The 26,861-nt window shown below is 60.4% G+C and carries 30 protein-coding genes and 2 tRNA genes; 19 read left to right on the top strand and 13 right to left on the bottom strand.

Annotated features, from left to right (window positions below):
• Window positions 1-26: 26 nt before the first annotated feature.
• Window positions 27-581, top strand: coding sequence for a TetR/AcrR family transcriptional regulator (locus tag FHT97_RS04975; RefSeq protein WP_183860293.1), 555 nt, complete (start codon window positions 27-29; stop codon window positions 579-581).
• 4 nt (window positions 582-585) lie between these two features.
• Here FHT97_RS04975 and FHT97_RS04970 read toward each other — a convergent pair whose 3' ends face one another.
• Window positions 586-4,089 (bottom strand): PAS domain-containing hybrid sensor histidine kinase/response regulator, encoded by a 3,504-nt coding sequence (locus FHT97_RS04970; protein WP_183860291.1) that lies wholly within the window; start codon window positions 4,087-4,089, stop codon window positions 586-588.
• Window positions 4,090-4,306: 217 nt separating this feature from the next.
• On the opposite strand from FHT97_RS04970, the gene mscL reads away from it, so the two are divergent.
• Window positions 4,307-4,747, top strand: a complete 441-nt coding sequence (gene mscL / locus FHT97_RS04965; protein ID WP_183752784.1) for a large conductance mechanosensitive channel protein MscL — start codon at window positions 4,307-4,309, stop codon at window positions 4,745-4,747.
• Window positions 4,748-4,871: 124 nt separating this feature from the next.
• Complete coding sequence (locus FHT97_RS04960; RefSeq protein WP_183860289.1) at window positions 4,872-6,038, top strand: pyridoxal phosphate-dependent aminotransferase; 1,167 nt, start codon at window positions 4,872-4,874, stop codon at window positions 6,036-6,038.
• Between the two features lie 74 nt (window positions 6,039-6,112).
• On the opposite strand, the gene FHT97_RS04955 is transcribed toward FHT97_RS04960, so the two are convergent.
• From FHT97_RS04955 to FHT97_RS04940, 4 genes are all read right to left on the bottom strand, one after another.
• Complete coding sequence (locus tag FHT97_RS04955) at window positions 6,113-6,424, bottom strand: potassium channel family protein (protein ID WP_183752780.1); 312 nt, start codon at window positions 6,422-6,424, stop codon at window positions 6,113-6,115.
• Between the two features lie 134 nt (window positions 6,425-6,558).
• Window positions 6,559-6,900, bottom strand: a complete 342-nt coding sequence (locus FHT97_RS04950; RefSeq protein WP_183860288.1) for a hypothetical protein — start codon at window positions 6,898-6,900, stop codon at window positions 6,559-6,561.
• A gap of 97 nt (window positions 6,901-6,997) precedes the next feature.
• The gene (gene cax, locus FHT97_RS04945; protein WP_183860286.1) at window positions 6,998-8,143 is read right to left on the bottom strand and encodes a calcium/proton exchanger; all 1,146 of its coding nucleotides are present in this window, start codon (window positions 8,141-8,143) and stop codon (window positions 6,998-7,000) included.
• A gap of 87 nt (window positions 8,144-8,230) precedes the next feature.
• The gene (locus FHT97_RS04940; RefSeq protein WP_183860284.1) at window positions 8,231-9,733 is read right to left on the bottom strand and encodes a DUF1254 domain-containing protein; all 1,503 of its coding nucleotides are present in this window, start codon (window positions 9,731-9,733) and stop codon (window positions 8,231-8,233) included.
• A gap of 260 nt (window positions 9,734-9,993) precedes the next feature.
• On the opposite strand from FHT97_RS04940, the gene FHT97_RS04935 reads away from it, so the two are divergent.
• From FHT97_RS04935 to FHT97_RS04925, 3 genes are all read left to right on the top strand, one after another.
• On the top strand, window positions 9,994-10,185 hold the full coding sequence (locus FHT97_RS04935; RefSeq protein WP_183860282.1) for a hypothetical protein: 192 nt from the start codon (window positions 9,994-9,996) through the stop codon (window positions 10,183-10,185).
• Window positions 10,186-10,477: 292 nt separating this feature from the next.
• Complete coding sequence (gene galE, locus FHT97_RS04930) at window positions 10,478-11,509, top strand: UDP-glucose 4-epimerase GalE (protein ID WP_183860280.1); 1,032 nt, start codon at window positions 10,478-10,480, stop codon at window positions 11,507-11,509.
• A 140-nt stretch (window positions 11,510-11,649) separates the two neighbouring features.
• Window positions 11,650-12,714 carry an enoyl-CoA hydratase/isomerase family protein gene (locus FHT97_RS04925; RefSeq protein ID WP_183860278.1) on the top strand — a complete coding sequence of 355 codons (1,065 nt, stop codon included), beginning with the start codon at window positions 11,650-11,652 and terminating at the stop codon, window positions 12,712-12,714.
• 3 nt (window positions 12,715-12,717) lie between these two features.
• Here FHT97_RS04925 and FHT97_RS04920 read toward each other — a convergent pair whose 3' ends face one another.
• Both FHT97_RS04920 and FHT97_RS04915 read right to left on the bottom strand, forming a co-directional pair.
• Window positions 12,718-14,778, bottom strand: coding sequence for an ATP-dependent helicase (locus tag FHT97_RS04920; RefSeq protein ID WP_183860276.1), 2,061 nt, complete (start codon window positions 14,776-14,778; stop codon window positions 12,718-12,720).
• An 81-nt stretch (window positions 14,779-14,859) separates the two neighbouring features.
• On the bottom strand, window positions 14,860-15,138 hold the full coding sequence (locus FHT97_RS04915; protein ID WP_183860274.1) for a hypothetical protein: 279 nt from the start codon (window positions 15,136-15,138) through the stop codon (window positions 14,860-14,862).
• A 467-nt stretch (window positions 15,139-15,605) separates the two neighbouring features.
• On the opposite strand from FHT97_RS04915, the gene FHT97_RS04910 reads away from it, so the two are divergent.
• Both FHT97_RS04910 and FHT97_RS04905 read left to right on the top strand, forming a co-directional pair.
• A complete protein-coding gene (locus FHT97_RS04910) occupies window positions 15,606-15,863 on the top strand; it encodes a hypothetical protein (RefSeq protein WP_183752764.1) in 258 nt (85 codons plus the stop codon).
• 151 nt (window positions 15,864-16,014) lie between these two features.
• Entirely contained in the window at window positions 16,015-17,163 is a 1,149-nt protein-coding gene (locus FHT97_RS04905) for an acyltransferase (protein WP_183860272.1), read from the top strand.
• A 231-nt stretch (window positions 17,164-17,394) separates the two neighbouring features.
• Here FHT97_RS04905 and FHT97_RS04900 read toward each other — a convergent pair whose 3' ends face one another.
• Window positions 17,395-17,637 (bottom strand): DUF982 domain-containing protein, encoded by a 243-nt coding sequence (locus FHT97_RS04900; protein WP_183752760.1) that lies wholly within the window; start codon window positions 17,635-17,637, stop codon window positions 17,395-17,397.
• A gap of 298 nt (window positions 17,638-17,935) precedes the next feature.
• Here FHT97_RS04900 and FHT97_RS04895 point away from each other — a divergent pair, with 298 nt between their 5' ends.
• Window positions 17,936-18,184, top strand: coding sequence for a hypothetical protein (locus FHT97_RS04895; protein WP_016552701.1), 249 nt, complete (start codon window positions 17,936-17,938; stop codon window positions 18,182-18,184).
• Between the two features lie 181 nt (window positions 18,185-18,365).
• Here the strand turns inward: FHT97_RS04895 and FHT97_RS04890 are convergent, their stop codons facing one another.
• Both FHT97_RS04890 and FHT97_RS04885 read right to left on the bottom strand, forming a co-directional pair.
• A complete protein-coding gene (locus FHT97_RS04890; RefSeq protein WP_183860270.1) occupies window positions 18,366-18,503 on the bottom strand; it encodes a hypothetical protein in 138 nt (45 codons plus the stop codon).
• 250 nt (window positions 18,504-18,753) lie between these two features.
• Window positions 18,754-18,828, bottom strand: a tRNA-Thr gene (locus tag FHT97_RS04885).
• 152 nt (window positions 18,829-18,980) lie between these two features.
• Between FHT97_RS04885 and FHT97_RS04880 the strand changes: the two genes are divergently transcribed.
• The 10 genes from FHT97_RS04880 to FHT97_RS04835 all read left to right on the top strand — a co-directional run bounded on the left by FHT97_RS04880 (window position 18,981) and on the right by FHT97_RS04835 (window position 24,909).
• Window positions 18,981-19,175 (top strand): hypothetical protein, encoded by a 195-nt coding sequence (locus FHT97_RS04880; protein WP_016552704.1) that lies wholly within the window; start codon window positions 18,981-18,983, stop codon window positions 19,173-19,175.
• A gap of 103 nt (window positions 19,176-19,278) precedes the next feature.
• Window positions 19,279-20,571, top strand: a complete 1,293-nt coding sequence (murA, locus tag FHT97_RS04875) for a UDP-N-acetylglucosamine 1-carboxyvinyltransferase (protein WP_016552705.1) — start codon at window positions 19,279-19,281, stop codon at window positions 20,569-20,571.
• 117 nt (window positions 20,572-20,688) lie between these two features.
• Window positions 20,689-21,126, top strand: coding sequence for a DUF2948 family protein (locus tag FHT97_RS04870; RefSeq protein WP_183752756.1), 438 nt, complete (start codon window positions 20,689-20,691; stop codon window positions 21,124-21,126).
• A 35-nt stretch (window positions 21,127-21,161) separates the two neighbouring features.
• Window positions 21,162-22,460: a histidinol dehydrogenase gene (gene hisD / locus FHT97_RS04865; RefSeq protein WP_183860268.1), complete on the top strand. Its 1,299-nt coding sequence runs from the start codon at window positions 21,162-21,164 to the stop codon at window positions 22,458-22,460.
• 3 nt (window positions 22,461-22,463) lie between these two features.
• Window positions 22,464-22,937 (top strand): UPF0262 family protein, encoded by a 474-nt coding sequence (locus tag FHT97_RS04860; RefSeq protein WP_183860266.1) that lies wholly within the window; start codon window positions 22,464-22,466, stop codon window positions 22,935-22,937.
• Window positions 22,938-22,942: 5 nt separating this feature from the next.
• Complete coding sequence (locus tag FHT97_RS04855) at window positions 22,943-23,419, top strand: low molecular weight phosphatase family protein (protein ID WP_183860265.1); 477 nt, start codon at window positions 22,943-22,945, stop codon at window positions 23,417-23,419.
• Window positions 23,420-23,537: 118 nt separating this feature from the next.
• Window positions 23,538-23,756, top strand: a complete 219-nt coding sequence (gene infA, locus FHT97_RS04850; protein ID WP_003545338.1) for a translation initiation factor IF-1 — start codon at window positions 23,538-23,540, stop codon at window positions 23,754-23,756.
• Window positions 23,757-23,805: 49 nt separating this feature from the next.
• Entirely contained in the window at window positions 23,806-24,426 is a 621-nt protein-coding gene (locus FHT97_RS04845; RefSeq protein WP_016552710.1) for a Maf-like protein, read from the top strand.
• A 17-nt stretch (window positions 24,427-24,443) separates the two neighbouring features.
• On the top strand, window positions 24,444-24,650 hold the full coding sequence (gene yacG / locus FHT97_RS04840) for a DNA gyrase inhibitor YacG (protein WP_114712461.1): 207 nt from the start codon (window positions 24,444-24,446) through the stop codon (window positions 24,648-24,650).
• A 183-nt stretch (window positions 24,651-24,833) separates the two neighbouring features.
• Window positions 24,834-24,909, top strand: a tRNA-Phe gene (locus FHT97_RS04835).
• Between the two features lie 114 nt (window positions 24,910-25,023).
• Here FHT97_RS04835 and FHT97_RS04830 read toward each other — a convergent pair.
• From FHT97_RS04830 to FHT97_RS04820, 3 genes are all read right to left on the bottom strand, one after another.
• A complete protein-coding gene (locus FHT97_RS04830) occupies window positions 25,024-25,869 on the bottom strand; it encodes a class I SAM-dependent methyltransferase (RefSeq protein ID WP_183860263.1) in 846 nt (281 codons plus the stop codon).
• A 145-nt stretch (window positions 25,870-26,014) separates the two neighbouring features.
• On the bottom strand, window positions 26,015-26,215 hold the full coding sequence (locus FHT97_RS04825) for a hypothetical protein (protein WP_183860261.1): 201 nt from the start codon (window positions 26,213-26,215) through the stop codon (window positions 26,015-26,017).
• 180 nt (window positions 26,216-26,395) lie between these two features.
• Window positions 26,396-26,629, bottom strand: a complete 234-nt coding sequence (locus tag FHT97_RS04820) for a hypothetical protein (RefSeq protein WP_183860259.1) — start codon at window positions 26,627-26,629, stop codon at window positions 26,396-26,398.
• Between the last annotated feature and the right edge of the window lie 232 nt (window positions 26,630-26,861).

Below are 26,861 nucleotides of genomic sequence, written 5' to 3'. Positions count from 1 at the left end.
CGGGCAGGAAGACAGGACTTAAGAATATGGCAGCTAAGGAAAATCTCCGCCCCGGTGGCCGCAGTGCCCGAGTGCAGGCGTCCGTGCATCAAGCGGTGCGCGCGCTGCTTGCCGATATGGACCGGGCGGATGTCACGATCCCGCTGATCGCCGCAAGGGCTGGTGTCACGCCCTCAACGATTTACCGTCGCTGGGGCGATCTGCAGGAACTGCTGGCGGATGTCGCTGTCGAGCGCCTGCGCCCCGACATGCAGCCAATCGACACCGGCAGCGGTCGCGGGGATCTTCAAGCCTGGGCGGAGCAATATGCCGAAGAAATGTCCTCGGGCATCGGACGCGAGATGATCCGTGACGTGCTCGCCGCGCAAGACAACGCCAACGCCTGCCAGTGCTCTGCCTTCACGCGTGAACAGATGCAGCTGCTGAGCAACCGGGCGCTTGCCCGTGGCGAAAGCTTTCCGACTGTCGATGCCGTCATGGATCAGGTCGTTGCACCTATCGTCTACCGCATTCTGTTTGACGACGCGCCGAGTGCGGAGCGCGTGCGTGGCCTTGTGGCCGAGGTAATGACCAAGGCCTAGCCGCTCACTCGGCTGCCGCGCGTTTGTGCGCCGAAATCTGCGTAATGTGGGCCCTGAGCGCCGCCGGGCGTACCGGCTTGTGTTGGATGCCGATTCCGTGTCGCTCCGCTTCGGCGCGGACCTCCGGCGTCCGATCCGCCGTGACGATCAGCGCCGGGATGAAGGCGGCGAACCGTTCCCTCAGCGTCAGAATGGCGGCAACGCCTGTGCCGTCGCCAAGGTGGTAGTCGGCAATAACCAGGTCCGGAGGCGGCTGACGGGCACCGAGCCCGCTGATGGCGCTTAGCGAATCGACGCACTGGACCTCGCAACCCCAGCCGCTGATGAGGAGCTGCATGCCTTCCAGGATGTGCGGCTCATTGTCGACGCAGAGGACCTTCAGTCCCTTGAGGCTCTGCGCCGAATGCTCGACCGGCTGCACGGCGCCAACCGATTCGACCAGCCTGGACGTCTCGCGCGGCATGACGATGCGGAAGTCCGTGCCCTTGCCGTGCGTCGAATGCAGTTCCACCGGGTGATTGAGAACGCGCGCGATGCGGTCGACGATCGACAGGCCGAGGCCCAGTCCAGAGGCCGTCTTGGCACCCTCGTCGAGCCGAGCGAACTCCTTGAAGACCGTCCGGAACTTCGACGGCGGGATGCCGATCCCCGAATCCATCACCTGGATCACCACCTGGTTTCCGCGCCGCCGCGCGCCGACCAGCACCTTTCCGTCGACTGTGTACTTGATCGCGTTGGAAACGAGGTTCTGCACCAGGCGGCGCAGCAGGTTCGGATCGGAACGGACCCTGAGCGTGGTTGGCATCACCACCAGTTTCAGCTTCTTTTCGCGGGCGATCGGCGCGAAGTCGGTCTGAATCCGCTCCAGTAGATCGGAAAGCGGCACCGAGGCTAGCCGTGGCCGCATGGCTCCGGTATCGAGCCGCGAAATATCCAGCACGGCTCCAAGGATGGTCTCTACCGATTCCAGCGCGGAATCGATGTTGCGAACGATGGCGCTGCTGTCGGACTGGCCCATGCGCTCGACCAGCGCCGATGAGTAGAGCCTGGCGGCATTGAGCGGCTGCAGGATGTCGTGGCCGGCGGCGGCAAAGAAGCGCGTCTTGCCGAGATTGGCTTCATCCGCCGCTGCCCTTGCCTCGCCGAGTTCGTGGTTGACGCGAGTGAGCTCGGCGGTTCGTTCGGCAACGCGCTGTTCCAGCGTTTCGTTCGCCTGCTTCAGCGCCCGGTCGGCTGCAACGCGTTGGGTGATATCGGTAAAGGTCGCCACGATACCTTTGTCCGGCATTGCGTTCGAGCGCACTTCGATGATCCGCTCGCCGCCGCCGAGCACCAGCGCGAAGGGCTTGTCCAGCGTCAGGAAGTGACGGACGGTGTGGTGCACGTCGCCGGCTGGAATATCGCCGCGCTGGCTGAGGATCGCCACGATGTCAGCCAGCGGGAAGCCGACTTGTCCGGCGTTTTCGGGCAGATCGAGCAGTTGTCGGAAGCGTCGGTTCCAGATCGTCAGGTTGTTCGAGCTGTCGAAGACCGCGATGCCCTGGTCCATCTGCGAAAGCGCTGTCTGCAGCATGTCCTGGTTATATTGCAGCGCCTCGCTTGCCTGGTCGAGCAGCCAGGCCGTATCGGCGGAGGCGTCCTCCATCTTCTGAAGGATCAGCGACAGAACGAGCCGGGCGGAGGAGGATCCGATGGCGCTGCCGAGCAGCTGCTCGGTGAAGTGAATGAGCGCCATGTCCGCCGGCTGATCGTCCTCCAGCTTGCGGCCCGAATTCTGCTGATAGGTCTGGAACGACCGTTCCATGCGCTCCTCACCGAGGTAGCGCGAGATTGTCGCCTTCAGGTCGGCGATGCTGATGCGAGTTTTCCAGCCGCGCGTCGCAAACTGCGAGCGCGACTGCCGCTTGACGAAGATGCCGGCCTGGATGCGTTCGAGCGGTCGCGCATTGCGGGTCACCGAACCGATGATGAAGAAGGCCGTGTTGACGAGCAGGCTCATGACCGTGGCATTGACCAGCGGGTCGGCGTCGGGCCCGCTGAAAACCGTCGTGCCCGGAAACAGGAATCCAAGGACCGCCCTTGCGACGGAAGAGTAGTCCGGTCCGCCAAGTGATGGGAGGAACAGCAGGTAGATCCAGATCACGAAGCCGGAGGTCAGCCCCAGGATGGCGCCGCGCGCGTTGGCCCGCCGCCATAAGAGGCCGCCGAAGAGCGAAGGCGCCATCTGGGCGATGGCGGCAAAGGAGAGCAAGCCGATCGAGGCAAGCCCGGTCGTGCTGTCGGTCGATCGATAATAGGCGTATCCGAGTAAAAGCACGGCGAAGATCGCACTGCGCCTGACGTTGAGCAGGGTTTTGGCGAAGTCGTTGCGCTGTCCGGTACGGTCGGTCAGCTTCCGGTGCAGGAAGATCGGCATGATGATGTCGTTGGACACCATGATCGACAGCGCCACCGATGCGACGATCACCATGGCCGTTGCTGCCGAAAACCCGCCGATAAAGGTGATCAGCGAGACAACAGGCATCTGCCCGGCAAGCGGCAGCGAGAGCACATAAAGATCCGCATTGCCCCCACCGCCGAAGGTTAGCAGGCCGCCGATCGCTACCGGCAGCACGAAGAGATTGATGACGATGAGGTATAGCGGGAACAACAATCCCGCGAGCCGGAGCTCCCGCGCCGTCCTGTTCTCGACAACCGTGACGTGGAATTGTCGCGGCAACATAATGATGGCGAAGGCCGACAGCAGAATGAGGGTGATCCAGCGGCTGAGCGGCGTCTGATAGTGGAGAGCCGAGAGCACCAGCTGGTTTTCGGCGGCCCTCTGCCAGAGGTCGGACGGGCCGTCGAATAGGAACCAGATCACGCAGACGCCGGCCGTCAGGAAGGCGAACAGCTTGACGACCGACTCCATGGCAATGGCGAGGATCAGCCCGTCCTGGTGTTCGGTTGCATCGGTGTGGCGCGTGCCGAACATGATCGCGAAGCAGGCGAGGACCAGAGTGACCAGCAGCGGCAGGTCAAGGAAGTAGAGATTGCCGCTGCCGATGCCGTAGTCCGACGGATCGAGCATCGCCGTTACGGTGGTGGACACCGATTTGAGCTGCAGCGCGATATAGGGGATGGCGCCGACCAGCGAGATCAGCGCAACGATGGTCGCGACCGTGGAATTCTTGCCATAGCGCGCAGAAATGAAGTCGGCGACGGATGTCAGCTTTTCCGCCTTGGCGAGCTCGATGATCCGGCGCAGCAGCGGCATGCCGAGCGTGAACATCAGGACCGGTCCGATATAAATCCCCAGGAACTCCAGCCCGCGCTGCGATGCCTGTCCGACGCTGCCGAAGTAAGTCCAGGATGTGCAATAGATCGCAAGGCTGAGTGCATAGACGACCGGCCGCCCGCCTGGCGGCGTGCCGAACATCCGCCGCTTGCGATCGCCATGGCTTGCCACGGCAAAGAGCAGCAGCAGATAGCCGAATGCAGATGCGAGTATGACCCAACCTGGCAGCATCGAACCTCCGCCAGCGCACCACGCGCCGGCTCTCCCGGATGCTTCGAGACTACGGCAATTCCCCACCTTTGAACATCAGGGGGCATCTAGGCATTAAGTCAAAGGCCGCTCACCCCAGCCGATATTCTGTAATTAGCGATTGAATAATTGCATCGAAGATGTAGCTAATGAAAACAATGACCTGTCAGTGAAACTGCATCAGAGGGAGACGGATCGGATGCTCAACGAGTTCAAAGCATTTATCGCCCGCGGCAATGTCATGGACCTTGCAGTCGGTGTCATCATCGGCGGTGCGTTCGGCGGTATCGTCAAGTCGTTGGTGGACGACGTCATCATGCCGATCGTCGGGGCTCTCTTCGGGGGCTTCGATTTCTCGAACTACTTCATCGGTCTGTCGTCCAACGTCAATGCGCCGACTCTGGCCGCCGCACGCCAGCAGGGTGCGGTTCTTGCCTATGGCAGCTTCATCACGGTCATGATCAACTTCCTCATTCTCGCCTGGATTATCTTCCTGATGGTCAAGGGCGTGAATACGCTGCAGAAGCAGGTGGACAAGCAGCTGAAGCTCAAGCAGGCCAAGGAAGAGGACGCTCCGCCACCGGCCGATGTCGCGCTTCTGACTGAAATCCGCGACCTGCTGGCCAAACGCCCGGCCTGATGGCCTTGAGCCCGCCGACGAAGGCCGGGCTCGTCCATCCATCACGAAAAACGATATTGCATCACCGATTGTCATGGGATTTGCCGCCGCTTTTGCTTTAAGTAGGCGCAAACCGGAGTGATGCATGTCGATTGTGAGCAGCCTTAGCCCGCGCGCCGTCCTGGCGCCCGAAAGCGGGATCGTCGAAGTCGTCAACTATGCCCGTGGCCGTGATGGCCTGCTGCCGCTTTGGGTCGGCGAGGGGGATTTGCCGACGCCCGAGTTCATCAACAAAGCGGCGATGGATGCGCTTTCCGGCGGCGAGACCTTCTATACCTATCAGCGTGGCATTCCCGAGCTGCGTCAGGCGCTCTCTGATTACTACGCCAGGCATTTCGGCGTCACCCTGCCGGTCGAGCATTTCTTCGTCACCGGTTCCGGCATGCAGGCGATCCAGATCGCCGTGCAGGCGCTGACCTCGCCAGGCGATGAACTCGTCTACTTGACCCCTGCTTGGCCGAACATCGCGGCAGCCCTGGAAATTGCCGGCGCGCGTTCCGTCGCAGCCCAGCTGAGTTTCGAAGGTGGCAAATGGGCGGTCGATCTCGATCGCATCGCGGCGGCCATCACGCCGAAGACCAAGGGACTGTTCATCAACACGCCGTCCAATCCAACTGGATGGACCGCAAGCGAAGACGACCTTCGGGCCATCCTGGCGCTGGCGCGCACGCATGATCTCTGGATCATGGCGGATGAGATTTATGCCCGCTACTACTTTGCTGGCGGTCGCGCGCCCTCTTTCCTCGACGTGATGGAGCCGGACGACAAGGTGATGTTCGTCAACTCCTTCTCGAAGAACTGGTCGATGACTGGCTGGCGTGTCGGCTGGATTGTCGCCCCGCCGCAGGCCGGTCAGGTGCTCGAAAACCTGATTCAATACTCGACGTCGGGCGTGGCGCAGTTCATGCAGCGTGGCGCTGTAGCGGCCCTGAATGACGGCGACAGCTTCGTGCAGTCCAACATCGACAAGGCCAGGCGCTCCCGCGACATCTTGTGTGACGCGTTGATCGCCACGAACCGTGTCGAGACGCTGAAGCCGGACGGTGCCCTTTACGCATTCCTGAAGATCGACGGCGTGACCGACAGCCGCAAGGCGGCGATCGACATCGTCGACAAAACGGGTGTTGGCCTGGCGCCGGGCGCGGCCTTCGGTCCGGGCGGTGAGCTCTTCCTGCGCGCCTGCTTCCTGCGCGATCCGGCCCAAGTCCAGATCGCCGCCGACAGGCTGTGCGACTACATCCTGAAGCTCTGAGCGAATTTGCGGCATATCACGCGGCGCCAGCCAGCTCATGAGCTGGCCTCGCCGCTCCACTCGGCCCCGTCACTCTACTCGGCTTTGCCGCGACCTGCCGCGTCAAGCGCCTGCACGCTGGCGGCAGCAACTAGGCCGGTCAGGACGATTCCGGAGAGTCCGATCGGCAGGATGAGCATCCGCGCCACAGTATGCTTGGGCGCAAGGTCGCCATAGCCGATCGTGAGACCAGTTACGAAGGTGAAGTAAAGGGTTTCACCGATCCGCCAACCCTCGATCCGACCGATGACAAACCCGGATCCGATCATGATGACAAGGACTCCCGAGAAGATAGGCCAGAGTACGCGAACCTGCTGAAGCAGCGCGGCAAAGAACAGCCGTCTCATCCGTTTGGCTTGGTTCCTGGAGCCTGCCGACATCGTCATGTGCCTTTCGAGATCGCGTGCGATGCATGCTACGCCTGCAAACGGATAAATGGCCCTGCGCGACGTTGTGTCATGGAAAGGGTGCCGAGAAGGTTTCAGTCACCAGGACCGTCATCATAGTCATCGTCGTCGTCATCATCGTCGAACTCGGTAGGGTCGACCACGGCGACTAAGTAGACTCGCCAGCTTCGGTCGTCGTCGGACAAGGACGCCGTTGCTGTCGCGGGCCGCTGCTGCCAAATCTCAAGCTCCGGTGGCGAAGGTTCCCGCAGCCCTATCGGCGAAACGCCGTCCCAGAGCGAACGGCCCTCATTTTGCAGCACGCGGAGATCGCGCAGCAGTGTCCTGTCGGTGAGCCGGGTTGCGGCATCGACATCGTTTGCCGCTTCAAAGGCGATGACACCGCGCCCCGAGACTTCGGCCACATAGACGGTCATTTTCGATCCTTTCGCGAGATGACTGGACGGCATGCGAAGGCGAAGTAATTCGGCGACACGCTCGTCAACCCGCCTGCCGTGGGATGGCCCCGTGGCATCACGACGGATTAGTCGGAGGCAAGACAAATAACGTGAACGCGAAAATTGCATAAAGCGCCAGAGCCATGACGCCGACATACCAAGCCCCACGGCCGCCATTGGACAAGAGGGCCGCGGCCAAGGCGGCGACGATCATCATCGTCACGGCGCCCCGCCAAAACTGCAATGTCATGGGTTCCGGGCCGATGAAATAGCTGACGAGCACCAATACCGGCGCGACAAACAAGGCAATTTGGGCTGCACTCCCCAGCGCAATCCCGACACTGAGGTCCAGCCGATTTGCACGAGCGGCGGAAAACGCTGTGGTCATCTCCGCCGCCGCACCTACCAAAGCGACGACGATGAAACCCACAAATGCCGGCGTCATCCCGAGGTGCTCGGCGGCAGCCTGAACAGAGCCGACAAAGATCTCGCTGACCAGTGCGACCAGCAGCGTCACGACAATCAATATGGCGATGCTCAGGCCAAGCGGCCATAGCTTTTCGTCTTCTTCCGCGTGGCTGACGCTTGCGAAAAGCTCGCGGTGTGTCCGCAACGAAAACAACATGCCCAGCGCATAGACGGCAATGAGAAGGATCGCCAATCCAAGGCTCAGCTTTTGGGAGACGTCAAGTGCGGGAGGCTGGTCCACCTCGCTGATCAGTGAAGGAACCAGGACAGCAATCGTCGCGAGGAATAGCAGGCAGGCCTGAAAGCGAGCATTGACCCGGTTGAATTCCTGAACGTGATGCTTGAGCCCCCCGAGCAGGAACGACCCTCCCAGCATGAACAGGGTATTGGTGACGATCGCGCCGGCGAGCGACGCCTTGACCAACAGGTATTGTCCGGCCTGCAAAGCCGCGAGCGATATCACGAGTTCGGTCAGGTTCCCGAGCGTAGCATTGAGCAAGCCGCCGACGGCGTCTCCGGTCCTGGCCGCAACCGCTTCGGTTGCGCGGCTGAGGAGCGCGGCCAAAGGTACGATCGCGACGACCGAAGCAAGGAACAACAGCGTGTGGCGATCGGGAAAAATCCGTTCCAGAAGAATGACGACAGGTACGAAAACGATCAGCCCGAGAACCGGTGCGTGACGGATTTCGTCGATGACAACTCTTCCCACCGAAGACGGCGGCGCGATGGAAGGCCTTTCCCCAAGATTGCCCATATCTTTTGTCCGGAATCGGAGCGACCCAAGACGAAGCCTACCACCTTTCATAATTGCTGTCGCGACGTCTTGAACGTGTGGTGCAGCCTATTTCAACTTGACGACGTCATCCGGTTTCCATGTCTGGTCGAAGAACTCGACTCCAGTTCCATAGAGACGCACAGCGGCAATGAAGTCACGGCCCGCGACCGTCTGGATCCAGTTGCTGTCAGGAGCCTCCGCTGGTTTGGTCGCTCCGAAATAGAGGTCGACCGATCCGTCATCGTTGGTCTTCACCTTGTAGAAGGCATTGATCGACGGCAGGAGCTGCTTTGTCTCGGGCATCGAGCCATCGGTAACATTGTACGCTGTGACGGCCCAGAACAGCGCGGCGGGCGGGTGCGGCGGCAGGTGTAACTTGTAGGAATTCGAGCCGTTCAGGAAATCGCCATCCGCATCGCGGGCTGTGAATGGATACTTCGAACCTGCGTCGAGAGTTCGCATGACCATGGCGGGAGCTGAGGAATAGGCGAATTGGAAGTAAGAGGCGCGCTGCAAGACATCCAGATAGCTGTCCTGCATCCATTCGGCGGTGCCGCCCGCCCAGATGTTCTCGTACTGCCGATCCGTATAGTACAGATTGCGCTTATCGGGACGGCCGAGCTGGCGGCTTGCCAGGATCATCTTGGGTGCGGTTTCGATAGCTTTCTGCAGGGCGGCGTTCTGCTTGTCGGTGGGTTCAAACGGCTGGCCCTTGATGATGCCGACCGAGGCGAGCACGCCGCGGGTCACAGGATCGATCGAGGCAACGGGCTCGTAGTCGACGAACGCCTTCAGTTTCGTCCAGTAGGTGCTGCCCGTCGGATACATCATATTGACGCGCTTGCCGCTGGCGTCGGGAAACTGCATGGGCTTCACGTCCTTCTCCGGAGCCCAGAGGGGGTAGACGCGCGTCCGCTCGGCATTTGCGGCGGCGGGAGCCGGGTCAGGTCCGTTCTCTCCCTTTGCCATGATGGTGCGGAAGAACAAGAAGACGTTGTATGTCGGCGACTTGAATGCGAAGTAGCCCTTCGGTACTTCCCCGTCATAATCTGGCGGCAACAGCAGATATAGCCCGCCCCGCGCCCTGTCGGGACCAATCGCGCCGACATCGGTGAGTGTGTGCTGGTAGAAGTCAGTAAACATGCCGATGACGTTCGGGGGCGCAGCCACGACCAACGGCCCGTCCTTCTTGAGGTCGAGATAGCTCATCGAGTAGATGACGTCGGCGTTGGGTGTTGGAACCCATGTACGGCTGTCCATGCGCTCCTTCCAGATCGGCAAGACATTGTAGCCGGCGCCGAAGGTTGCTTCCGAACCGTCCCGCATGCCGATGGTGTTGAGAATGGGCAGCGTCAGGACATAGGCTTGTACGGCGTTCTGATAGTAGAACTCATCGCGAAGCGACTCCGCTTCCTGCTGCGGCAGCCAGTTTCCCTTGTTGATCTGCTCCATGAGAGGAGGGATTTTACTGTCGTCCTGCGCACGGAGCGACGAATTGCTCATGGAAAGTGCAACGCCCGTGAGCGACGTCAGAAGCGAGGCATACGCCAAAGCCGCAAGCCGGTTCATTGGGGAACTCCTAAGAATGAGGAACAGATCATTCGCCGGTGGATCGGGCCATTCTTTTCGCGTTCGCGTAAGTACGTTACGGTAAATTTTGCAACGGGTGGACGATCGTGGACGCTCGGAGCGCCGGGAGCCCGAAGACAGCGCCCTACCCAAGACCCGTCACCTCGTTCAGCCTTCGGACCCCAGACAGCCGGCATACCGGCTATACAGCTTGGACATGTTTGGTGTAGCAATTCCCTTAGAGGTTTAGGGGGTGCATCTTGGTCAGGAAGATAATTTCCCTTGTTCTGGGGACCGTTTTGGTACTCGCCGGGATCTACGGCCTTCTGTATCTGCTGTTCTTCACCGTTGATCCCGTCAGAACTCTGTACTTCCTGGTTCCCATCGGTTTGTTCGCCGTTGGGATAGCCATTCTCTGGGAAGATCTGACGGCATTCATTCGACGCGATTGAAACTTGGAAGGTTGGTTGTCGCCAACGGCGTTCACATCGCCGCTTAGGCGACCGGCGCCCCGATGGTGCATTGTCTGGTCCGTAGCAACAGGCGGTTGATCGGAGCGACGGATTTCGAAAATAGTCCCCCCGAAACGGCACATCCATAAAATTGTAACAGAGCTCGAAATCCGCCCCTAACCAAGCCGTCAAACTTACCGGCGTGGAAGCCCCTCGGGGCTCATTCGATAGGAGATTCTGAAAGGAAAAACGGCGTCAGATGCCCCGCGTGAATGAAGCGGGGATGTGGGATATGGCAATTTTAGTCACGGGCGGGGCGGGCTACATCGGCAGCCACATGGTCTGGACATTGCTGGATGCAGGCGAAGACGTCGTTGTGCTGGACAACCTTTCGACCGGGTTTCGCTGGGCGGTGGCTCCGCGCGCACGCTTCTATCTCGGTGATGTCGCCGATGCCCAGTTGCTGAAGACGATCTTCATCGAGAACGACATCGAAGCCATCATTCATTTTGCCGGCTCGGCGATCGTGCCCGTATCCGTTTCAGACCCGCTTGCCTACTACGACAACAATTCCGGCAAGACGCGGGCGCTATTGAGCGCCGCAATCAATGCGGGCATCCGTCATTTCGTCTTCTCCTCGACGGCAGCGGTTTACGGTCCGCAGATGACGTCCGAGCCGGTCAAGGAGACGGCGCCGCTCAATCCCGAAAATCCTTACGGCCAGTCGAAGCTGATGACGGAATTCATGTTGCGGGACGCGGCGGCGGCCTACGATTTCGACTATGTCGCGCTGCGCTACTTCAACGTCGCCGGCGCCGATGCGCTGGGGCGTACGGGCCAATCGACATCTGGCGCCACCCACCTGATCAAGGTCGCCTGCGAGGCGGCTCTTGGTAAACGCAGCGGCGTGCAGGTTTACGGCATCGATTATCCGACCCATGACGGCACCGGCGTCCGCGACTACATCCACGTCAGCGACCTCACCGCGGCTCACCTGAAGGCGCTGCAGCATTTGCGCCATGGCAGCGGCTCACTGGTTGCCAATTGCGGCTATGGCACCGGCTATTCGGTGCTCGACGTGCTCAACATGGTCACACGCCTGCACGGGCATTCCTTCAAGGTTCACATAGCGCCGCGGCGTCCAGGCGATGCGGCAAGTGTCGTCGCGGACTCAGGCCTTGCCCAACGCGTTCTGGATTGGAAGCCGAAGCACGATTCGCTGGAGACGATCGTGCAGAGTGCGCTCGACTGGGAACTGTTCCTGATGAACCGCAACGTCGACGATCTGCAAAGCCTTCACCGGGCGCTCGCCGCCTCGTTCTGAGAAACAAAGCCCATCCCCAGTCCCAGCCATCGACTATGCCGTCGAGTGCGTTAAGGTGGCATGACGCTTGGTAGCGCCGTTTTCGTCAAGGCGAGCCCGGATCGTGATACCAACGCGCAACGGGAAACGAGGAGGTCAGCATGCGGGACGAGGTTCAGCAGAGTGAGGTGATTGTCGAACGGCGTGCCTCGGCCGGCATCATCCGTCTCAATCGACCGCGTGCGCTGAACAGCCTGACACTCGACATGGTCCGCGCCTTTGCCGATGCAATGGACGACTTCGCGGCGGACGCCAATATCGCCACCGTGATCGCCTCGGGGGAAGGGGACCGCGGCTTCTGCGCCGGCGGCGACATCCGCGCACTGCATGAAAGCGGCCGGGCCGGTACTGATCTGGCTATGACCTTCTGGCGCGAAGAATTCCGCCTGAATCACCGGATTGCCACCTATCCGAAGCCCTATGTGGCGCTGATGGACGGCATCACCATGGGCGGAGGTGTCGGCCTCGGCTCGCATGGCCGCCACCGCGTCGTGACGGAGCGAACCAAGCTTGCCATGCCGGAAACGGGTATTGGGTATTTTCCGGATGTGGGGGCAACCTGGCTGCTGCCGCGCGCACCCGGCGAAGCCGGTACCTGGATGGGTCTCACGGGCCTGACCGTCGACGCGGCTGATATCATCTATGCCGCGCTGGCCGATCATTACATCGCGTCCTTCCGGCTGCCTGACGTCGTTGATACGCTGGCGGAATTGCCCCGAAACGCAGGGACGCGCGATGTCGAGGCGGTCCTGAAGAACCTTTCCAGCGATCCGGGGACGAGCGCCATAAAGAGCAACCGCGACCTGATCGAACGTTGCTTTCATTTTGGCACTGTCGAGGAAATCATCCATGCGCTCGAGAAGGAGCCCGGCGAATTTCCCGCCGAAACACTGCGGGTCATTCAGACGCGCTCCCCGACCAGTCTGAAGCTTGCGCTTCGTTTGTTGCGTCAGGGAAGGCAGAGCAGAAACATCGCCGAATGCCTGAACCACGAGCTCGGCGCCTGTCAGCAGATATTGAAAAGCCCGGATTTCTACGAAGGCATCCGCGCAGCCATCATCGATAAGGATCGCAACCCACACTGGATGCCGGCGACACCGGAAGCGGTCGACCAGGCGGCGATCGATGCCTTCTTCCGGCCCGCCGAGCCGCCGCTCGCGCTCTGAGCTTCAGCGCCACATGCCGCGCATGCGCGCGCCGACATCGACACGCACTTGCCGCGCCTGGTGCGACGCGCCGCCGTCGGCTCTCGATTGCGGCCAGCCGACCACCTCGAAGAACTGCAGCAAGGTTGCCGGGATGAAGCGCGTGCGCGAGGCGTAGACATGCTTATCACCCTGCGCGTTCTGGCCGTGCGTGAAGAAGCGTTGCGGCACGACGAGGTCGAGATTGTCCTTGGCGCGCGTCATCGCGACATACAGCAGTCGCCGCTCTTCCTCGATCTCGGCGCTCGTGCCGACCGCAAGGTCGGAGGGGATGCAGCCATCGACGACGTTCAACATGAATACGCGTGTCCATTCCTGCCCTTTGGCGGAATGGATCGTGGAGAGGATAAGATAATCCTCGTCGAGCAGCGGCACGCCTGCCTGGTCGCTGGTGGCATCCGGCGGGTCGAGCGTCAGCTCCGTCAGGAAGCGCTCACGGGAAGGATAGCCGCTGGCAATCTGCTCGAGTTGCAAAAGGTCGGCCTGGCGGGTCGAGGCGTCGTCGTGCAGGCGTTCGAGATGCGGCGAATACCATTCGCGGACAAGGCCGATCTCCGCCGGCCAGCCGGCCTTTCCGGTCTTCACCTCCTGCAGCATCGCAACGAAGGCCGTCCAATCCTCGCCCGAACGGGGAGGGGCCGGCAGTTCGGCAAGCGCCTGCATCGGGCTCGCATCTGCCGCCATCTGGTCGATGACGCGCTGCGCCGTCGAGGGCCCGACGCCGGGGAGCAACTGCATCAACCGGAAGCCGGCGACGCGATCGCGGGGGTTCTGGGCAAAGCGCAGGGCAGCCATCATGTCCTTCACATGGGCGCTGTCGAGGAACTTCAGCCCGCCGAACTTCACGAACGGGATGTTGCGGCGGGTGAGCTCGACCTCCAGCGCGCCGCTGTGATGCGAGGCGCGGAAGAGCACCGACTGCTGCTTGAGCGTCACGCCTTCTTCGCGGTTCTCCAGCACCTTGTCGGCGACATATCGCGCCTGTTCGGTTTCATCGCGCACGGTGACGAGCCTCGGACGCTGAGCCGACTGGCGCTCGGTCCAGAGGTTCTTGGTGAAGCGTTCCGAGGCGAGGTCGATCACGGCGTTCGCCGCAGCGAGGATTGTCTGCGTCGAGCGGTAGTTGCGATCAAGCGTGATGACGTTGGCCGACGGACTGAACGCCGCGGGAAAGTCGAGGATGTTGCGCACGGTGGCGGCGCGGAAGGAATAGATTGACTGCGCATCGTCGCCGACGACAGTCAGGCCTTGCCCGCCGGGCTTCAATGCGAGCAGGATCGACGCCTGCAACCGGTTCGTATCCTGGTACTCGTCGACAAGGACATGATCGAAGCGGTTGCCGATATCGTCCGCGATCATCGGTTCGCTGACCATCTGCGCCCAGTAGAGCAGCAGATCATCGTAATCCAGAATGTTCTGGCTCTGCTTGGCCTCGACATAGGCGCCGAAGAGGTCTCGCAGCTGGTTCTCCCAGGCCGAGCACCAGGGGAAGGCGTCGCGCAGAACGAGACCAAGTTCACCTTCCGAATTGACGACGCGCGAATAAATCGCAAGGCAGGTGCCTTTGGTCGGAAATCGGCTCTCCATCTTCGAGAAGCCGAGTTCGTGCCGGATGAGGTTCATCAGATCGGCGCTGTCTTCCCGGTCATGGATCGTGAAGGCGGGGTCGATGCCGATCTGCTCGGCGTAGTCGCGCAGGAGCCGCGCCCCGATCCCGTGAAAGGTTCCGCTCCAGGCCAGCGCATCCGCCATGATCCCGGAATTGCTGCCGAGTACCTGGGCGCAGATACGCTCGACACGCCGCGCCATCTCGGCGGCCGCCCGCCGGGAGAACGTCATCAGAAGGATACGGCGTGGATCGGCGCCCTTGACGATCAGGTGCGCAACACGGTGCGCCAGGGTGTTGGTTTTGCCCGAACCAGCGCCGGCGATCACCAACAGCGGGCCGGCAACGTGGCTGCCGTCAGTGAGCGTGCCGTATTCGACGGCCGCGCGCTGCTGCGGATTGAGCTTTTCAAGATACATTCAGCCGTCCGGTTGCTTCGGCGGAGAATCGCCCCGCGAAAATATTCGACGTTCCTTGAATGTTCTCGAACGGCGCGTGTGTCAAGAACCGCCTCGTGAGGGGAAATCGGGCACGATGACGCGTCGCACGAGCTTCAGGCTGCGATCCGGTTGAAGGATATAGGTCTCTTTGACCCTGCTGCCGGTGGAGTCATAGAACGAATTGTAGATGGCACTGCCCGGCGGAGACTTGGTCAGCTTCGTGCGCGGCTGCCCGCCATAGGTGATGCTTCCCGGAATTGGCTGAACCTCGGTCGAACTGTCCGTCGTGCAGCTCGATAGCATGACGAGCGATAGAATTGTCGGAAGCAGACGTCTCATCGTTGCAACCCCCACCCAAGCCGTTGGTATATATGGCCCGGCCGGTCGAGACGCCAAGTAGCTTGCACCGGCATCGGTGAGATTCTTTCGAGTATAGATTGGTGCAGCCCGACTAAAGCGCCAGCATGGCGTCAGTCGATGCGGGCTTTTCTATCAGAGGAAGGGTTACGTCGGACGGACCGTTTGGTCTGGCGGGAGCCTTGCTCGCAAGGGGCTATGCCCAGGGCCGCAGCTGCGGGCATTAGGCGGCCTACCCAAATATAATACTGTAAGGTCATCCGTTTTGGCGCGCGCATACAGCATGTAGCTGGGTGCCCGGAAACATCCGACTATCATTATGTAAAATCATACAATTTAGCCTGATCGAAAATACGAAGAATTAACTGTGCGAAAGTAGTAGCGGCGGCACTGGAACTAAAAGCGCTTTTCATTAGTTAATGCTTGTAATCAAAACACGGGAGAAGCGCATGCAAAGACTTCTTCGATTGGGAGTGCCGGCATTTGCGCTGGCAATAGGGACCTTCATCACCCCAGCTTCGGCTTCGCTCGAGATTACGAGCGACTACTCCGCCCTGCCTCGGGATGAAATGGCAATGAACGAATACACTGGCTCCGTGTCCTGCACCGAGCCGGCGACACACTATGTTCCCTCGTTCATTCGATCGTTTGACGGCACCATTATCGGTGTCGGCTATCTCGAGGTGCAGAGCGACGATCGTTGTTGATCGCCTCATTTCGTCATGGAATCCCTGAAATAAGGTAGCCAAGGTCGGCGCTTCCCAAGGGCGTCGATCAACTTTTCTGGTTGCGCGTTGTGCATTGCAGCACATTGCGTTAGCTTCCCGCGAAGCTGAGCCTCAACCAGAAGGATACCCTATGATCATTGAGAGCAAGCGGATCGGATGCCTCGACGGGCTACGCGGGCTAGCCGCGCTCTGGGTCCTCCTCGGCCACAGTCTGCAATTGACGGGCTGGCACCTTCCGATCCTTTCGTCGCCGGATTTGGGCGTCGACCTCTTCATTATGCTGTCCGGCTTTCTGATGGTCTTTCACTATCGGCTGCGCGAGACGGCCAACCCCTGGGAAAAGCCGGCCACCTGGTTCGGCTTCTGGTTGAAGCGCTTTTTTCGCATCGCGCCGCTCTATTATGTGATGCTGTGTGTGGCGCTGCTTCTAGGTCCGCAGCTCTATCAAGCCCGCATGGTCATCGACACGTTTCTCGCGCATGGCCCGCAATTGCCGGAGCGCTATCTGGACGACAGCCTGCGTAATCTTCTCATGCACCTGAGCTTCCTCTTCGGGCTGCATCCCGCTTACGCGTTCCGCACGGCGTTGCCGGATTGGAGCCTCGGTCTGGAAATGCAGTTCTATACCGTGTTTCCGATTGCGATGCTGCTCTTGAGGAAAACCAGATGGCTGCCGGGCGCCGCCTTGATTGCGCTTATGGGCTTTGTAATCGCAAAGGCGATCCAGGCTGCGCATATCGACTTTCCGATGCCGTCTTTCCTGCCACTGAAGATGCACGTTTTCCTGTGCGGCATGCTGATCGCCAATGGGTTGTTCGTGACGCCGCGGCAAACCGTCATGAACGGCCTCTTGGCAGTCATTCTGGTGATGATTCCGATCGGCGGCGATATGACCACGACGAAGATCGGCGTCCGGCTGCTTCTCGTCGTCGGCTTCTTCGCCTTGGTGCATTACCACCTGCTGCCGGGCCTGATTGGAAAGCTTGGCGACCGCGTTTCGTCACTCATGGGAAATCGCTTCTGCCATTGGCTGGGCGAGCTTTCGTTCGGCGTTTACCTGATCCATCTGCTGTTGCTGCAGCCGATCGCCGCGTTCGTCATCAGGCATTTCGGGGCTGGGATTTCCGCACCGGAACGATTTGCGATCGTTGTCGCCGCTCTTTTGCCGACGGCCTATGTGCTTGCATACCTGGGCTTCACCCGTATCGAGGGACCGGGTCAGAAGCTCGGGCGTAAGGTTCTTGAAAGGATCCGCGGGCGCCGGCTCGAGCCGGCGTGATGGGGCGAGCTATTGCAATCGAGGCTCGTCTGCTTTCGCAGAGGGTGACGAGCCTCTGACCATCATCATGATGGCTGCCGATGTTCTATTGAGGGACGTGCCTGAATGGCAATGAACTTCACCACGATCCCAACAGCTGGCGTCGCCGAGGGTTAAATAAAAATAAACTATTGGCCTGTTCCGGCACAGGCTATCGATAATGATGGGCCGGCGACCGCCGGCTGCTGTTGCTCAATTGACCTTCAGCTTGGCTTCTTCTGCCGCCGCTACAAATTCCGCGCGCGCCTCTTCGACCGTCTTACGACCATCGAGGGCTGCCCTGCATGTGCTTCTTGCCTTCAGGTAGCGTAGTCCGCGGGCGTTCGGCCACAGGTCCGCCAAGCACTTCAGCGCGTCCAAGGGCCCGAGGATCGTGCGCGCGCCGGTGCTTTCGAACCCCACGTGGATAGGGTCATTCCATTTCTCTACGGCCATCGGCGTCTTTCCTCCATGCTTAGGCCAAAACGTGCGAATCGGCCTCCGCGTTCCTCTAGAAGGCCTCATGCAGAAGGTATTTTAGCGATATTTTCGACGTCCGCAAACGGGAAAACCGCTGCCCGGGTCTCCCCTCATTCTCCGGCCGCCTATCCGATCTTTTTGCGTCGCGAAGCGTTATTTTCTCGTTGGCGATAGCGGATCTGTTGCTTGCACTTTTAACTGGCTGAATCCGGCACTTTGTGCAACCATCAAAAGCTCAACGTCAGTCGCCCCTTGTCAGCGTTGGAGATCGGTAATGCAGGACCTCAAAAACGTGCTGAATGCGGAATGCCAGAAGTATGTTTCCATGGTGGTATCCATGCGGCGTGGCAAGCAGCGATGGCTCGAAGTCGACGAGGCAACGGGCAGCAACGTGGACGTCACCGACGCCAAGCTTGCGACATTCGAGGAGACGGTCCGAACCCTTAGGCAGATGATCCAGGACCTCGATGCGTCCGATTATCTGTCATCCCGCCCCACGAAGGATTGGCATTTCGACGCCTGATCCTGTCGTCAAATCAGTTTGGATGTTAGGCCAACGACTTTGCGGTGCCTTCAACTCCGAATGGAAGTTGTAGACGGAATCCGGATCGTAGACGCAGGTGTAGTCGAGTAGGCATTGCTTTCCGCTGGCATCTCGCAGGCCGGTCGTGTCGCGCTTTCGGCCGGGCCGGCAGGCTTGTTGATTACGGGATAAATGTCGCCTTGTAGACCGCCACCGCGCCTCCGATCGCGACCACGACCGCAAGTGCCATGGCCACAACAATAATTGCTTTCCCTACCCATCCGGTGTTTGATGGCTGATCGTCGTTGTCATTGCTCATAGGGTCGACTTTCAGTCAGCTTCTTGTCTACACGGGCATGGGATCGCTACGCAGCCTGTGATCAGGTGTCAGTCGCTTTCGAAGCTCCCAATGCCCCTACCGCAGCCCGTCAAGTGTTGATGTCGGCCGCGTGAGGTCGAGTACCATCTCAGAACGCATGACGGCAAGCGTCTGCGGTCGCTGGACGAGAGCTATACGACGTGATCTTCAGGTTCGTGAGTGCTGTTTTGTCGATTTCGCGGGAGAAAACTGGTGCTGCCGAGTGGGATTGAACCACCGACCTCACCCTTACCAAGGGTGTGCTCTACCACTGAGCTACGGCAGCAAGGACCAGACGCGCAACCGAAGCGGCTGCATTGCGTGAACGGGGGGGCTATTGCCACAGCTTCATGATAAGCGCAAGCCGCAATTTCCATCTTTGTGTAGATTGAGGTCGGGCCACTTTTGGATTGGCGCAAATTCGGGTAAGGCTGCGGCATGACCGAGAACACCGAAAAAGGCCAGAAGAGCCGGAAGGCGGCGATCGAACGCCAGGCGGAGTTGCGCCGCGAGCGTGCTGCCGAAAAACTTCGCGAAAATCTGTCCCGCCGCAAACAGCAGACCCGCGCCCGCCGTTCGGGGCAGGCAGATGAGACGGATGGCCTGCCTGCCGCAAAAATGGACGAATCGTAATGTTCCGTTCACGGCGAATTGAAGCCCCCGCTAATTTCGTCTAAACACCCGCATCTTTTTTCAGACAGCCTTTCAGAAAGGCGGGCACCGCCCGTAAGCGCCCATGGATCGTATTAGAATTGTCGGCGGTAATGAGCTTAACGGCATCATTCCGATTTCCGGCGCCAAGAATGCCGCCCTGCCGCTGATGATCGCCTCGCTGCTCACCAGCGATACACTGACGCTCGAAAACGTGCCGCATCTGGCCGATGTCGAGCTTCTGATGCGTATCCTCGGCAATCACGGCGTCGACGTCGCCGTCAACGGCCGCCGCGAACGCCAGGAAGACGCCTACTCGCGCACCATCCACTTCACCTGCCGCACCATCGTCGACACCACCGCTCCCTATGAGCTGGTGTCCAAGATGCGCGCCTCTTTCTGGGTCATCGGCCCGCTGCTGGCGCGCGAAGGCCAGTGCCGCGTCTCGCTGCCGGGCGGATGCGCAATCGGCACGCGTCCCGTCGACCTGTTCCTTGATGGCCTGACGGCGCTCGGTGCGAACCTCGAGATCGACGGCGGCTATATCAATGCGACGGCCCCGCAAGGCGGCCTGATTGGCGCCCGCTATACCTTCCCGAAGGTATCGGTCGGTGCGACCCACGTGATGATGATGGCTGCAACCCTTGCCCGCGGCACGACCGTGATCGGCAACGCCGCCCGGGAGCCCGAAGTCGTCGACCTCGCCAATTGCCTGATCGCCATGGGTGCAAAGATTTCGGGTGCCGGCACGAGCACGATCACCATCGAAGGTGTCACCTCGCTCTCCGGCGCGCGCCACCGCGTGCTGCCAGATCGCATCGAGACCGGCACCTACGCCATGGCCGTCGCCATGGCCGGGGGGGACGTGGTTCTCGAAAACACCGATGTCGCTCTGCTCGACACGGCGCTTGAAACGCTTCGCCGCGCCGGCGCGGAAATTTCGCCGACCAACAACGGCATGCGCATCCGCCGCAATGGCGCCGGCATCAAGCCGGTCGATATCGTCACTGATCCGTTCCCGGGCTTCCCGACCGATCTGCAGGCGCAGTTCATGGCGCTGATGACGCGTTCGACCGGCATCTCGCATGTCACCGAGACGATCTTCGAAAACCGCTTCATGCACGTGCAGGAACTGGCGCGCCTCGGCGCCAAGATCTCGCTGTCGGGCCAGACCGCGAAGATCGAAGGTGTTCCGCGGCTGAAGGGTGCGCCCGTCATGGCAACCGACCTGCGCGCGTCTGTTTCGCTCGTCATTGCCGGCCTTGCCGCCGAAGGCGAGACGATGGTATCCCGCGTTTATCACCTCGATCGCGGCTTCGAACGGCTGGAAGAAAAGCTCACCCGCTGCGGCGCCATTGTCGAGCGCGTCAGCGAGTAACCAAAAGGGCGTCAAATTCGCCCTTAAGCCCGGTTGCGCATCGCGTTGCCGCGCCTTATGTCCGTTGTCTGACGCATCGCCATTCCGGCGATGCATTGGCGATGGGGTAATGCCTGCATGACTGATCTGAGGCTGGTTGCGCTCGATAGCGAAGATCTTGCCGTTGTCTCCACGCATTTGCAGGATAGCGTCTTCAAGGTCGCCGATATCGCCTGGTCGCCGCGCGAGGGGCAGTTCTCGGTCGCGGTCAATCGCTTCGCGTGGGAGGAAGCCGGCAAGAAGCGCAAGGGTTTCGAGCGCCGCCGCGCCGCTGTTGTCTTCAAACGCGTGCTTGCGGTGCGCTCCACCGGCATCGATCGCCAGAACCGCGACGACGTCTTGTCGTTGCTGGCCGTCCGCTTCGAGCAGAAGGGCGAGGGGCCTGACGGCACCGTTGAACTGGCGCTCTCCGGCACGGCGACCATTGCGCTGGATGTCGAATGCATCGAGGTTCAGCTTGCGGATATCGGCGGGGCGTGGGAAACCGCTTCGAAGCCCCGTCATCCTGGCGCTTGAGATCTGGTTAGTCTGTTATCAAGAGGAATATCGCATTGGCAATCTGGCTGGATCAGGCATCGGAAGGCTTCGAGCAACGGTTTGCCGCCTTCCTGACGACCAAGCGCGAAGTTTCCGAGGATGTGAACACGGCGGTCCGCGCCATCATCGATGACGTCAGGGCGCGCGGTGACGAGGCGCTTGCCGAGTATTCGAAGAAATTCGACGGCATCGATTTTGCCGTGACGCCGATGCGCGTGAGCGAGGCGGAGATTGACGCCGCCATCGAAGCGGTTCCGGCGGAAGTCCTCGGCGCGCTGAAGGTTGCGCAGGTGCGCATTGAATCGCACCACCGTCGCCAGCTGCCGAAGGACGATATCTACGAAGACGACATGGGCGTAGGCCTCGGTTCCCGCTGGACCGCGATCGAGGCAGTCGGCCTTTATGTGCCGGGCGGCACTGCGAGCTATCCGAGTTCGGTGCTGATGAATGCGGTGCCGGCGAAGGTCGCAGGCGTCGATCGCATCGTCATTGCCGTTCCCGCAACAGGCGGCGCCGTCAATCCTGCGGTGCTTGCCGCGGCCAAGCTCGCGGGCGTCAGCGAAATTTACCGCGTCGGCGGCGCACAGGCGATTGCCGCGCTGGCTTACGGGACGGCGACCATCGCGCCCGTCGCCAAGATTACCGGTCCCGGCAATGCCTATGTCGCCGCCGCCAAGCGGCATGTCTTCGGCACCGTCGGTATCGACATGATCGCCGGTCCCTCGGAAGTGCTCGTCATCGCCGACAAGGACAACAATCCGGACTGGATCGCCGCCGATCTGCTGGCGCAGGCCGAGCATGATGCGAGCGCGCAGGCAATCTTGGCAACGGATGATGCCGAATTCGCCAGGTCGGTGGAAGCAGCCGTCGAGCGGCAGCTGAAGACGCTGAATCGCGCCGAAACCGCTGCCACCAGCTGGCGCGACTATGGGGCGATCATTCTGGTGAAGTCTCTGCAGGACGCCATTCCGTTGGCAAACCGCATCGCGCCTGAACACCTGGAGCTTGCCGTTGCCGATCCGGACGCGCTGCTGCCGCGTATCCGCAATGCCGGCGCGATCTTCGTTGGCGCCCATACGCCCGAAGTGATCGGCGACTATGTCGGTGGTTCGAACCACGTTCTGCCGACGGCCCGCTCGGCGCGGTTCTCTTCAGGGCTTTCCGTGCTCGATTTCGTCAAGCGCACCTCGATCCTGCGCCTTGGTCCCGAGCAGCTGCGCACGCTGGGCCCGGCCGCCATCGCGCTCGCCGTGTCCGAAGGACTGGACGGGCATGCGCGATCGGTTGCGATCCGCCTCAATCTGGAAGGGTGACAGATGGCGGCGGGCGACTTTCGGCTTTGCGACGTCGTCCTTGACGACACCATCGGCCGAGCGACGCCCGACGTCGAGCACGAGCGCGCCGTCGCCATTTTCGACCTTGTGGAAGAAAACAGCTTCACGCCCGTCGGTCATTCCGGCGGCCCCTATCGCCTGAACATATCCCTGGTCGATTCAAAGCTGGTGTTCGCGATCACGACAGAGAATGGCGGTGCCGTCGCAACCCACATTCTGTCGCTGACGCCGTTTCGCCGCATCGTCAAAGACTATTTCCTGATCTGCGAAAGTTACTATGAGGCAATCCGGTCGGCTTCGCCGAGCCGCATCGAGGCGATCGATATGGGTCGGCGCGGTATTCACAATGAGGGCTCGCAGACGCTGAGGGACCGTCTGAACGGCAAGATCGAGATCGATTTCGATACGGCACGCCGGCTGTTCACGCTGGTCTGCGTGCTCTACTGGCGCGGCTGACGCCAATGGAAACGCCGGTCGGGGCAGGCGAAGGGAAGAGGCCGGGTGCCATCCTGTTCATGTGCGGCATGAACTGTATCCGCTCCCCGATGGCCGAAGTGATTGCCCGCAGCATGCTGCCGGCCAATGTCTACATCAGGTCGGCGGGCGTCCGTGCCGGAGAGCGTGATCCTTTCGTTGACGTTGCGTTGGACGAGATCGGCCTTTCGCTCGGCCGGCATCATCCACACACGCTGGAAGAACTGGAAGATGACTATTTCGACCTCATCATCACGCTCTCGCCGCAGGCGCACCATGCTGCGCTGGAACTGACCCGGTCAAACGCCATCGAAGTGATGTATTGGCCGACCCTGGATCCGACCGTTGTTCAAGGCACGCGGGAGCAGATTCTGGACAGTTACCGCGAAGTCCGCGACCACCTGATGGAACTGATTGAGAGCCGGCTGGTGAGACGAAACTCCACCGCCGCGCAATCGGCGTGAAACAAATGACAGAAACACGATCAATTAGGTTCACAAACCCCCATTGATTGTGTAGTTTCCGCGCAAATTTTTGGGCGGCTGTGGCTGCCATCTCAACCGACAGGAAGAAAACCAATATATGCCTAAAGAAGAAGTCCTCGAATTTCCGGGTATTGTAACCGAGCTTCTGCCGAACGCGACGTTCCGCGTAAAGCTCGAAAACGAACACGAGATCATCGCCCACACGGCCGGCCGCATGCGCAAGAACCGCATTCGCGTTCTGGCAGGCGACAAGGTTCTCGTCGAAATGACCCCCTACGACCTGACCAAGGGCCGCATCACCTACCGCTTCAAGTAGGCCTGGTCTCGAAAGGCCGTTGTCTCCGTCTCCCGGTGGTCGAGGTTCCATGGCGCTGAAATACAAACTCATTCTGGCTTCCGGCTCGCCCCGCCGCGTCGATCTGCTGAACCAGGCAGGGATCGAGCCCTCGCGTCTGATGCCGATGGACATCGACGAGACGCCGAAGAAGTCGGAGCACCCGCGATCGCTTGCGCGGCGCCTGTCGACGGAAAAAGCCGAGGCGGCCCTTGCTGCCATCAAGGGCGACATGACGTGGAAGGGCAGCTATATCCTCTCTGCCGATACCGTAGTTGCCGTCGGTCGCCGCATCTTGGGGAAGGCTGAGTTCGCGGATGAGGCATCGGCCTCGCTCTATCTCCTGTCTGGCCGCAGCCACTGGGTTTACACCGGCGTCTGCCTGGTCACGCCAGACCGCAAGGTCAGGCAGAAGATCGTTGAGACCAAGGTGCGCTTCAAGCGCCTTTCCGGTTTCGAGATCGAGAACTACCTTGCCTCCGGGCAATGGCGCGGCAAGGCCGGCGCTTATGGCATCCAGGGGCTGGCCGGCACATTCGTGCAGAAGATGGTCGGTTCCTACACCAATGTCGTTGGTCTGCCACTTTATGAAACCATCCTTCTGCTGACCGGCGAAGGCTTTGACGTGCACAGCCGGTGGCCCGAGGGCTGATCCTCGAAGGGACGCTGATGTCTGACGAAAACAAGACCGCCAAAGTCGAGCCGCTGCGTAAGACACGGCCCTGCCCGGAATGCGGCAAGCCGTCGAGCCGCGAACACTATCCGTTTTGCTCGAACCGCTGCCGTGAGCTCGATCTTTCACGCTGGCTCTCCGGCTCCTACGCCATCCCCGTTGCCGACGACGAAGCAAAAGCGGAGCATGAGGACAACGAATAGGCTCGTTTTCCACGGGCGAAGCCATTAAATTCGTTGATGAATCCGGAAAAATCCAAGGCGTCTCAAAAAACTGTCATTTTGACGCTTGCCATGTCCGGACAAGATGCTATAACCCCGCTCGCTTCCGGGGCGAACCAAGGTCCCCGGTTCTTTCTCAGGAAAGAATCTGCATGAAGCGGGTTAGCCCAGATAGCTCAGTTGGTAGAGCAGCGGATTGAAAATCCGCGTGTCGCTGGTTCGATTCCGGCTCTGGGCACCACTCCAAAACTTGCTTCCAAATGTTTCCGAACGAAACGCTCAGAATTAGATCCCGTTCTTTCCGAGCGGGCTGATTGACCCTTCGGGTGTCGAACAACCTACTTTGATGTTCGGCTCAGCGCTTCGGCACGATACCCAGGCTGAGGACCCACATTTCGCGGTAGCAGAAGTCGGGGTCGGAAATCAGGCGGTCCGGCTCTTCGCCAATCGCCTTCCATTGGTCATGATCCGCTTCCGGCAGGTCACAGGTTCGAGCGAGCCTGGATAAGAATTCGAGGTTGTTGCGGATATACTCGTGCTCCACGGGCTTTAGCGGCTGACGTCGCTCTGCGAGTGTCGTGATGGCAGAGACGCGCTCAAGGCCCGCCGCTCGAAACCAGGCTGGCAAGCGCGTTCCCCGCATGGCGCCGGAGATCTGCGTATCGCCGGATAGCGCATCGAGCAGCCGCCACATGAGTTTGGGATCTTGCGGCTGATATTGCCAAACCGAGATGTCGACCTCTTTCACGGCCACGAGCCCGCCTGGCTTTACGACGCGGCGAAACTCCTCGACTGCGCGGGCGAGCTGTTCGTCACTCAGATATTGGCTGGCGTTCGCGCTCCAAACCGCATCAAACGTTCCCGTCTCTTGTGGCAGCGCGGTCATGTCTCCGGTTCGCGTGCTTATCGGACAGGGAAATTGTTGATCGGCAATCAGGCTTTCGATTGCCTCGATATTTTCGGGTGCCAGATCCAGAGCCTCGATGTGTCCCTGGCTACCCAGCAATTCCGCCATCAAAGGCAGGAAGACCCCATTCCCGGCACCAGCGTCAAGCACCGACCAACCGGGTCGGATGCCGGTGGCGCGAAGCGTAGCATCGTACTCGTCCTTTAGCGCCAGGTAGTGAACATCGAGATGCCTGCCGCCACTGAGCCTGTGCCCAGCCGATGTAACGCGTTCGGGACTTGAGGCGTTGTTCATCTTGTCCCCCGGTCTGGATCCGAATGACAGCTCTCAACGCCATATTGTTATGGATATCTCGTACGCAGACAATCCCCATCCAGAGCGAGTCACGGCACCCTGATCGCTCTGCTACGATCGACCGCCAGCATCGGGCCCGATAGTGCTATTCGCGGTTGAGCCGCTGGACGAGCTCCTCGAACAGCGCTTCGCCTCGCCTCGTCAGGACAAGATCGATTGCGGCGGTAAGGGCGCGATGCCCTTCACTGCTGTCAACGTCGATCCGTTGGGCGGAACACCATTGCCGAACGGCATCGGTAACGCGCGCAACATCATGGTCTGTAAGCGATATGAGAGATTGGAGCATTTTTGTGCCCTTCGCTAAAGCGGCAAGAGCACGTAAAAACTCCCAAGCAGTCCCCGCCGATTAATCTTATGGGGCCGATTTCATTAGTGTACTCTCATTCCACGGGAATGATACAAGCTCTTCGAGCAATTTTTACGAAGGCAATTGCGACCGCCGGTGGTCCGCTGAGGTCGAGCGGAATTACGCCATCCTGCGCAGCACATCGAGCAGTGTCTGCGCGTCATCATTGGCGCCGATCCGCCTTAGGGCGTCGTCCGCGAGCGTGATGATGGCCTCGAGCGCTTCATGCTCGCTCCAGCCCGCCTCGACCGATGCTGCGACAAGATCGCGGAAGGCAAACTGCAGGGCGTCCTGGCAGCGGACGTCCCGATCGGGGTCGTCTGTGGTGACGAAGGGTTTGTAGATGTCTCTCATCTCGCTCTCCGCGAATGTGCCGACGAGACAGAATAGCGGGAATGAGTTTAAGAAAGTGCTTAAGAAATAGCTACTGGGCGGGGCTGTGGCACTTCCGCGCGGCGATGCCGGCGCGCCGCCTTCGGGACATGGCTCACGCGATGGTAACATGGTGATTTTCCGAAGGTTAAAACTCCGTTCATCTGCCGTTCTCAATCCGCTTTTGCAATGATAATACTAACGGCGCAAACGG

This window comes from Rhizobium sp. BK399 (assembly GCF_014194695.1).
In the GTDB taxonomy this organism is placed as follows: Bacteria; Pseudomonadota; Alphaproteobacteria; order Rhizobiales; family Rhizobiaceae; genus Rhizobium.
Note: the sequence above shows the minus strand (reverse complement) of the source record. Positions and strands in the feature narration are given on the sequence as shown.